Genomic DNA, 8948 nt, shown 5'->3' with positions numbered 1-8948 from the left:
AGGAATTGAATCAGCGATTGACCATTCGATCAAGCAAGAGTTTTTCAACACAATCAGCCCAGAGTGACGGATGCTGCAGAACGTACCAAGGCGGCTTTGGGAACAGTTACGATTAAAGGCTCGAAATTTGGCCCAAGTCTGCCGCTCGTCACTACCTCAAACCAAAAAATAACAGCCATACTGAATGGATATTTGATGCTAATGCCTATCCACCGCTATTTTGAACGCTCAGTTCGCAAGCAAAATGTAATTCTTTAACGTCTCGTGATGTACAGCAAGCAACAAGGCAAGAATAGAAAGGCGCATTTGCCCACCAGTGAGGTGTGTTCTTCTTTTTTCCCTGTTTGCGACGTTACGAATGCAGATCGCCGTGCTTTGGGAATGTAAGAATTGCGCAGAAACGGCCATCTGAGCGTTCGAAACACAATGAGCCCCCATGGGCAATCGCCACTTGGTTTGCGATGGCAAGACCAAGCCCCGTGCCCTCGTTTGTTCTCGCAGCGTTTCCTCGCGCGAAGGGTTTGGTCAGAATATTGACCGCCTCTGGTGCAATGCCTGAACCCGCGTCGCTCACCCCAATCGTCAAATCCCCTTTGCCGTGCCGGGCTGTCATTTCGATTGGGGTTGCGCCATGACTGTCTGCGTTGGTCACCAGATTGCTGACCGCGCGAATGACGGCGCTCTGTTTTAAAACAACACGGACGTCGGCAGGGCAGTCAATCTTGATGGCTGAGTCGACAGAGCTGATTGCGACTGCCTCTTGCAGAAGCGACTTAAGATCGACCCTTTGCATGTGTTCTTCCGAATACCCACGCGCATATTCAAGGAATTGAGCCAACATTATTTCAATCCGCGAGACCTGTCGTTCCGCTGAGATAAGCAAGTCCTGATCCGCTCCGTGAAGCATAGCCAGTGACAAGCGTAGCTTGGTCAATGGGGTGCGCAGATCGTGGCTGACACCCGCGAGCATGACTGCCCTGTCCCTTTCCGCAAATTGCATCGTTTCCGACATCTGATTCAACGCGCGCGCGATAGCCGCAATTTCCCGTGGACCGTCCTCATCGAATTCAGGCAGGCTTGTACCGCTCTCTGCGACATCAATTCCATCCTCTAGCGCTTTCAGCGGGCGCGCAAAACGACGCTGCAAGAACACACCGCCGATGAGACTGCTCAGAAGCGCGACAGTAAACACACCGGCAAATGCTTTGACCGGATCGCGCGCGGGTGCGGTGCGGAATGAAACCCAGATCGGCGGTTCACTTTCCGTCAGCTGAACCCAAAGCCAGCCGTCGTCGCCAATACGCCAGTCTTTTGGATCATCGCGATTGTTCTGCGCCTTTAGCTCTCTAAGAAAAAATCTCCCGGGAACCGTTTGCGGCTGCGCGGTTCCACTTGGCGCGTTCCGGGACACCTTCACATTGAAGTCGGGATGACTGTCGAAAAGTTGCAGTGTTTTTACACGGGTCGGGCCGTCCGCCCCATCCGCCAAAACCGCAAGAACTTCCGTAAAGCCAGCCGTCACAAGCGCGGCTCGCTGAGCCTCGGGCCTAAACACAAAGAAAGCTACAAGGCTAAGCGACAATACCAGCGCAAACAGCGTCGTGGCCAAAAGGACTGCGATATTTTGCCCAAGCAGCGTTCTAATCATGACGCGCTGCAAAGACATAGCCGATGCCTCTCACCGTTTTGATCAGATCAGGAGCGTCGCTGCGATCTTCGATGGCGCGTCTGAGCCGGGTAATCTGAACATCAATAGCGCGATCGCTGACCTCTGCATCGCGCCCAAAGGCACGGTCGATTAATTGCGCGCGCGTCAAAGGATGCCCTGCGCTTTGTGCAAGAGCCGCGAGTAATGCGAATTCGCGGCCGGAAAGCTTGATCACCTCACCGGACTTACGCACAGACATTTCAGCCATATTAATTTCCAGCAGACCAACGCGAAACTCCGGCTCAGTCATTCGCTGCCCCGCGCTGCGAGTGCGCCTGAGCACGGCGTTCAGCCGCGCAACCAATTCACGTGGCTCAAACGGTTTTCCAAGATAGTCATCGGCACCTGTTTCAAGCCCAACGATCCGGTCAATCGGATCGCCTCGCGCGGTCAACATAACAATCGGGGTCAAGGTTCCCTGCGCGCGCAGCCGCCGACACACAGCCAAGCCGTCCTCGCCAGGCATCATCAGATCAAGTACAATCGCATCCGGCGGATTGCGCGTCAGCTCACGCTCTAATGCAGCTCCACCGTCGACGGCGCGCGTTTCGAACCCGTGCTCCGTCAGAAAGCGTTTCAGCAAAGCTCTAAGTTCAGGGTCGTCATCCACGACAATAATGCGATGAGGTTTGGTGTTCATAAGACGCAATATCACACAGTTTCGCCAGCTAAAGGAGCCGATATGTTTCATTGAAAGTCAAATCAGCCATTCTGTAACATCTCGAAACAATTAACGCGCCAAATGCAATACGCCTGAAACACACAGACGCTAGGAATGCCTGATCTTATCAGCAAAAGGCGTTCACAAATGCTACCACGAACTTTCTCAAAGATGTTCACCACGTCGCTGGTCGTGTCGATTGGCCTCATCGTTGCGTCAGCCGCAACCGCGCAGTCGGCCTCCGAACAAGCGATTGCGAATTTCCAAATGGCGGATGCCAATTCTGACGGCGCATTGTCTCAAGCCGAATTCACAGCCTTTATTGACCTCAACGCTGCCTCCAAGATCGGACAGTCACACCGTGTTCAAGAACTAGGGCTCTACCGAAAAGCATTCGCGCGTCTGGATGCTAATTCGGACGGGGCTGTGAGCGCAGCAGAATTGCAAAACGCAACTTCGGGGTAACCCCGACAAAAAGAACGCCACCGCGCACCACGACACGCCAAAGGGAAACCCAATGCTCCGTTCAACTTTCAGCAAACTGCTGATCCTGCCACCTATTGCTTTGGCCCTCGTAATTGTGAGCTGGATGAACAATCAGCCACGAGCGAGTGTCCACGACCGCGAAGAAGTCGGTTTTCCTGTCAGCTTTGTGACTGTCACGCCCCGGGCTGTTTCAGCTGAGGCCCGCGGTTTCGGGCGCGTTGAAACGACACGCTCTTGGTCTGGGGTGGCCGAGGTTGAAGGTCGGTTGGTGGTCTATGATGACAACTTGCAAGTCGGCACTATGGTCAGCGCAGGCGACCTGTTGTTCGAGATCGACCCGCGCGATTATCAAATCAACGTCGCACAGCGCGAAGCCGATGTGTTACGCGCACAAGCAGACATTCAAACGCTTCAAGTCAACGCGAGCAATACGCAAGCCTCGCTTGATGTTGAGCGCAAAATCCTTGAAATTCACCGCGCTGATCGTGATCGCATAGAAAAACTCATCGAAGGCGGGTCCGTCGCAGCGACAGAGTTGGATAGCGCCAATCGCACCTTCCTGTCCCAGCAATCCGCAGTCACTTCGCTTGAGGCATCCTTGGCTTTGGTTGCGCCTGATCTTCGCTCTGCCGAGGCAGCCTTGGCCAAGGCGCAAGCAGATCTGGAAAGTGCCGAGCGCGATCTGGCACGCACACGAGTGGTCGCCCCGCTAGATGGGCGCGTCAGTGAGCGCGGTGCGAGCGCGTCGGAGTATGTGCGGCCGGGGGATACCTTGATAACGCTCGAAACCGTCAACACGGTAGAGATAAAAGCGGCCTTTCAACCCAGTGATTTCGCGCAGCTCGTTGGGGCAATGAATGCAAGTCAGACATCCGAACAAGAAAATCAAAATGATGGACCTTTGAGCCGTGCAGGAGCCACATTGCAAGCTCATGTCATGGCGCAATTCGGTGGTGGAACCGCTCGTACATGGCCTGCGATTATCACGCGGGTTACAGGGCAAATAGATGAAAGCACCGGTGCAATCGGAGTCGTTGTTCAAGTTGAGAACACAGCGAAATCTCCACAAGACCCAGCGGGACCACCCCTCATTTCTGGTGGCTTTGTTGAGGTCATCATAACAAGCCCACCCATTGATGATGTGGTTTTGGTGCCGGAACGCGCGTTGCGATATGAAGCGGGCACGACCTATCTTTATGTCGCTGATTCAGACGACCGCCTCGCACGGCGCGATGTTATCATTGGCACCGTTTATGGAGACCAGGTAGAAATCCGTGAAGGCTTGGCGACTGGCGCGCGCGTTGTGCTCTCCGACCCAAGCCCAGCGACGTCTGGTCTGTTACTTGAGCTTGTCGAACAAAGTGTCGAGCATGAAAGCAAGCTACCATGATCGGTTTTTTCGCACGCCACCCAGTCGCCGCAAATCTGTTCCTGATCGCGGGACTATTTTTGGGGCTAAACACCATTGGCGGCATGGAGCGCGAGACATTTCCTGAATTTTCTGCCTCGCGAGTTTCGGTGACGGTGGCTTATCCCGGAGCTACTGCGCAAGACGTGGATCAAGAAATCTGCCAATTACTTGATGATGGTTTGCGTGCAGTAAACGGTTTGGACGACATGACTTGTCAGTCCGTTCCGGCCCGCGCAAGTGCCACTTTAACGATGGCAGAAGGCGGCGATATCACGCAGTTCTTCAACGATATTTTTTCCGAAGTCGCGGCCATACAGGATTTGCCGGATGGCGCTGAAGAACCAAGCGTTTCAATCGCTGGCCGCACCGAACAGATCGCTCTTTTGGCGGTCTCTGGCCTCGCATCAGACGAAGCATTGGTGCGCTACGCGGGTGCGCTTGCAGCTGACTTGGCGGCCCTTTCAGGGGTGGCATCCGCAACAGTGCGCGGTGTCTCAACCTTGGAATACAGGGTGCATTTGGATGACGTTGCCCTACAACGCTATGGTTTGTCGTCAAAAGACGTCGCCGACGCGATATCAAAGCGCTCGACGTCAAGCCCGCTAGGGACCGTCGAGACAGAGTTAGAAAACTATAGCCTGCGTATCGATGGCACCAAGCGAAGTGTTGCAGACCTCAAAAAATTGACAATCTTGGAAGGCCGCGCTGGCGACACTGTGCGCCTGTCTGATGTGGCGGATGTGACACTGGTGCTGGCAGATACCGCACTGCGCTCGGAAATAGAAGGACGGCAAGCGGCGATTATCACGCTCAGCAAGACGTCCAATGACGATGCAATCGACGCCTTTGCGGCAGTGAACGCATACCTTGCAGACCTTGAAACCCAAATTGGCGGAGATATTGAACTTACGATTATTAATAATTCGACAGAGGTAATTTCAGACCGCATCTCGCTTGTTTTGAAAAATGCGCTGCAATCCTTGGTACTAGTTTTCATTATCATGTGTCTGTTTTTTTCGTTGCGGGATGCTTTGTGGATTTCAATGGCGCTGCCGTTTTCTTTTTTGTTGGGCCTTTTCATTATGGGCGCGCTTGGAGTGACCATAAATGTCATCTCGGTTCTGGCGCTGTTGATGTCCATCGGCATCATCATGGACGACAGTATCGTGATCGCAGAAAATATCGACAAATGGCGCGACACTCTTTCGCCAAAAGAAGCGGCAGTCAAAGGCACAAGCGAAGTCATGGTTGGCGTGGTGTCTTCGTTTCTGACCACGGCTGCCGTCTTTGGCCCGTTGATGTTTCTGTCAGGAGAGATCGGGACAATTTTAAAAGTGATCCCGATTGTATTGCTGGTCACGCTATTGGCCTCGCTTGTAGAGGCCTTCCTGATCTTGCCCAATCACTTGTCTCATGCCGCGCCGCGCACAAGGGACACTCGCAAGCGAGCAATACCGCGCCTGTTAGAAGCTTTGTGTGATCGCGGCATCGTTCCGCTCGTCACATTCATGACGCGGTGGCGCTATGCGACCCTGGGCATAACTATCGGCGCGTTCATCCTGTGCATCGGATTAATGACCTCTGGGCAGGTGCGTTTGATCGGCTTTCCTCAGACAGATGCAGATACACTTGAAATACGTATCGCCCTCACACCGGGTCTACAATCCGAGCAAACGCAAGGCGCGGTGGCCAAAGTTCTGGCAGGGGTCGAAGAAATGGATGCGCGCCACACACCTGGCACGAATGGCGCGGTGCCTTTGGTAGAGCGTGTCCTGGTCGAATATGGCCGCAACAGCGACGTCAGCAACAATGGCCCGCACACTGCGACGGTCACAGTGGATGTGCTGACAAGTGATGCGCGCAATGTTTCATCCGCCGAACTTCTCGACACTGTAAAAGCAGCCGCAGGTCCAATCGCCGACCTTTCCCAGATCAACTATACAACGACCAGCGTGACGCCCGGCGGAAGTGACATTGATATCTCTGTCATGTCACGGGATATAGATGATTTGGCGGCGGCGTCCTCAGAATTATTGACCGCTTTGGCCGCACGCAGCGATGTACGATCCGTCTATTCTGACTTCACGTTAGGCCAGAACGAAGTGCAATTGACGCTTACTGCGTATGGCAGCTCTCTCGGGCTGACCACGTCTGGCCTGTCAGAGCAATTACGCACCTCGTTCACAGGCACGATCACAGATACCTTCCGTGAAGGCCAAACTAGTTTTGACGTGGTGGTCAGTCAGCCAGATGTCGCCGAAAGCCTGACAGCGTTGCGCGCCTTGCCAATCACCTTGCCAAGCGGAGAGCAAGCAGCCCTGTCGGTCGTTGCGGACATTTCCGAGGCATCGACATTTTCGCAGATCACGCGCGAAAACGGATTGGCGCGCGCGCGTATCGTCGGTGAAATCGACCGGACAGTGCAAACCGCCAATGGCATTAGTGAAATCGCGCTGGAACAGCTCGCACCGCGCATCGCGGCGAAATATCCGAGCGTCAGTTTTACAATCGGTGGCGCAACGGAAAGCCAGGCCGAAACGCAAGGCTCGATCTTTAGCGCTTTGGCCATTGGGCTTGTGGCGGTCTATCTCGTGCTTGCCTTTCAGTTCCGCAGCTATGTTCTGCCGATCTTCATCATGACGTCGATCCCCTTCGCTCTTATCGGGGTCATCTTGGGCCATTTGGCCATCGGCATAGATATGTCGATGCCCTCTGTAATCGGTTTTGCGTCGCTGGCCGGGATTGTCGTGAACAACGCGATCCTGTTTGTCGCCTTTTTTGAGCAACACGCACTGAATACGGACCATGTGACAGCGGCGGTCGAAGCCATGCGTCGCCGCTTCAGACCGGTTTTGCTTGCCTCGATCACGACATTCATCGGCCTTTTGCCGGTGGTTTTTGAAACCTCCCCTTCGCTGGTGACCCTTGTCCCTGTTGTTGTCTCCGTCGCCTTTGGTGTTCTGGCTTCACTAATTCTCGTGGTGCTGGTCTTCCCGGCTGTCTTGGCCGCCTATTTTGACTTCGCCAACGTCGAGCGTTGGATTGAGGGCGGTCGAGCGACACCCGAAAAAGGAAACTTCCCATCATGAAAACCCAATTCATCCTGAGCACGATGATGGCATTATCTCTTTCTGCCTGCACTGCTGTTGGGCCTGACTTTACACCACCAACCATGGACATGCCTGCCGCATTTACTGCGGGGGGTGGCTCATCGTTCCAATCTCCTGAATTGCAGATGTGGTGGCGCGAGTTGAAGGATCCGCTGTTAAATGATCTGGTTGCTCAAGGGCTCGCGAACAATCTGACAATTCAATCCAGCCTCGCCCGCATTCGCAAATCCGAAGCACAATTGCGCGCAACCGGAATCAATGCACAAACCACAGGTAATCTTACCAGCTCGGTCAACCGCGCTGGTGCTGATAATCTGCCTACAACAACCAACGACACGAGCATCCTGAGCGGTACATTCGTGATTGATTTATTTGGCGACATAAAGCGTGGCCAGGAACAGGCCGCCGCAAATCTGGAAGCCTCAGGTTTCAATTTGGGTGACGCGCGCGCAGCCGTGACTCAATCCATCGTTATGCACTATGTTTCTGCACGCTTCGCTCAAGAGGCCGCCGCCTTGACGCGCAAAACTGTTGCCAGTCGCGAACAAACCCTCTCATTAGTGCGCGCCAAAAGACGGGCAGGCACGGCATCAGAATTCGAAATTGTGCAAGCGGAAGCGGACCTGTTTACGGCAAAAGCCGATTTGCACGGGTATCTCTCCAATTTTGAGAGTGCTGTATTTGCGATGACCACCGTGCTGGATGCCGACCCCGCTCCGATCCTGCTCAAAATGCAGCGCGGTGCCTCGCAGCCTAACCCCAGAGGAGCTAGTTCGCTTGGAAAACCAGCAGATCTGCTGCGCAATATCCCGAGCGTGCGCGTAGCGGAAAGCACTTATGCAGCTGCAGTCGCGGGGTTGGGTGTACAAGAAGCCAAGCTTTTGCCATCCCTGACGCTTTCGGGCAGTCTGACGGTGAGCGATCCGCACTCCTGGAGCTTTGGGCCTGCGTTTTCGCTCCCTGTGTTCAATCGGCCTGCGCTAAAAGCAAACCGGGACGCACAAATTGCAGCGGTCGAAGAAGCCGCGCTTAACTGGCGTGCCGCAGTGCGCGCGGCGGTGGGGGAAGTAGAAACCCAATCAAACAGCTTGGTCCGCTCAAACAGACAAATCGCTTTGTTACGGAGCGCAGTTGGCTCTAGCGAAACCGCGCTAACGCTCAACAAAGCCAACTTTGAGGCGGGGCGTTCCTCTCTGATTGAATTGCTTGACGCTGAACGAACGACCTCCGCCCGTCGTTTGGCGTTGGCTGCGGAAGTGCAAAGCGCAACGATAGAGTGGGCCAACTTGCAAGTGGCTTTGGGGAGAGGATGGAAAATCGCGCAATGATCCGCGTCGGGGTTCGTCGCGCAGAATGTAAGCGGTGGTTTGGGCATTTTAACGAATAGCTGCTTACGCTAGATTTCTTCAGAGGATACGTAAACTTAGTGAAGGTCCGGAACTGCCCATGGCGCATTTCGCTGCAAGGGCACTTTAGAAAAGGCGGTCATTGATCAGAAAACCGCCAAAGTCGCCTTCGTTTAAGGTTTTTCGATGCGGGCCTGAGCGTGATTTCTCCTCTTGGTGCGACGGT

The 8948-nt window shown here is 54.3% G+C and carries 6 protein-coding genes; 4 read left to right on the top strand and 2 right to left on the bottom strand.

The window, feature by feature from the left end; genetic code table 11:
* Positions 1-352: 352 nt before the first annotated feature.
* Positions 353-1648 carry an ATP-binding protein gene (locus PFRI_RS01120; protein ID WP_170124893.1) on the bottom strand — a complete coding sequence of 432 codons (1296 nt, stop codon included), beginning with the start codon at positions 1646-1648 and terminating at the stop codon, positions 353-355.
* Positions 1641-2348, bottom strand: coding sequence for a response regulator (locus PFRI_RS01115; RefSeq protein ID WP_072628930.1), 708 nt, complete (start codon positions 2346-2348; stop codon positions 1641-1643). Before PFRI_RS01115 ends, PFRI_RS01120 begins: the two co-directional genes overlap by 8 nt.
* A 168-nt stretch (positions 2349-2516) precedes the next feature.
* Between PFRI_RS01115 and PFRI_RS01110 the strand changes: the two genes are divergently transcribed.
* From PFRI_RS01110 to PFRI_RS01095, 4 genes are read left to right on the top strand one after another with little or no spacing between them, the layout of a single operon-like run.
* Complete coding sequence (locus PFRI_RS01110; RefSeq protein WP_170124892.1) at positions 2517-2834, top strand: EF-hand domain-containing protein; 318 nt, start codon at positions 2517-2519, stop codon at positions 2832-2834.
* 52 nt (positions 2835-2886) lie between these two features.
* Positions 2887-4245 (top strand): efflux RND transporter periplasmic adaptor subunit, encoded by a 1359-nt coding sequence (locus tag PFRI_RS01105; protein WP_072628928.1) that lies wholly within the window; start codon positions 2887-2889, stop codon positions 4243-4245.
* Positions 4242-7355: an efflux RND transporter permease subunit gene (locus tag PFRI_RS01100; RefSeq protein ID WP_072628927.1), complete on the top strand. Its 3114-nt coding sequence runs from the start codon at positions 4242-4244 to the stop codon at positions 7353-7355. Before PFRI_RS01105 ends, PFRI_RS01100 begins: the two co-directional genes overlap by 4 nt.
* Positions 7352-8704: an efflux transporter outer membrane subunit gene (locus tag PFRI_RS01095; RefSeq protein ID WP_072628926.1), complete on the top strand. Its 1353-nt coding sequence runs from the start codon at positions 7352-7354 to the stop codon at positions 8702-8704. Before PFRI_RS01100 ends, PFRI_RS01095 begins: the two co-directional genes overlap by 4 nt.
* Positions 8705-8948: the final 244 nt, after the last annotated feature.

Origin of the sequence: Planktotalea frisia, from assembly GCF_001890925.1 — a bacterium.
Lineage (GTDB): Bacteria > Pseudomonadota > Alphaproteobacteria > Rhodobacterales > Rhodobacteraceae > Planktotalea > Planktotalea frisia.
This window is presented reverse-complemented; position numbering and strand designations above follow the sequence as displayed.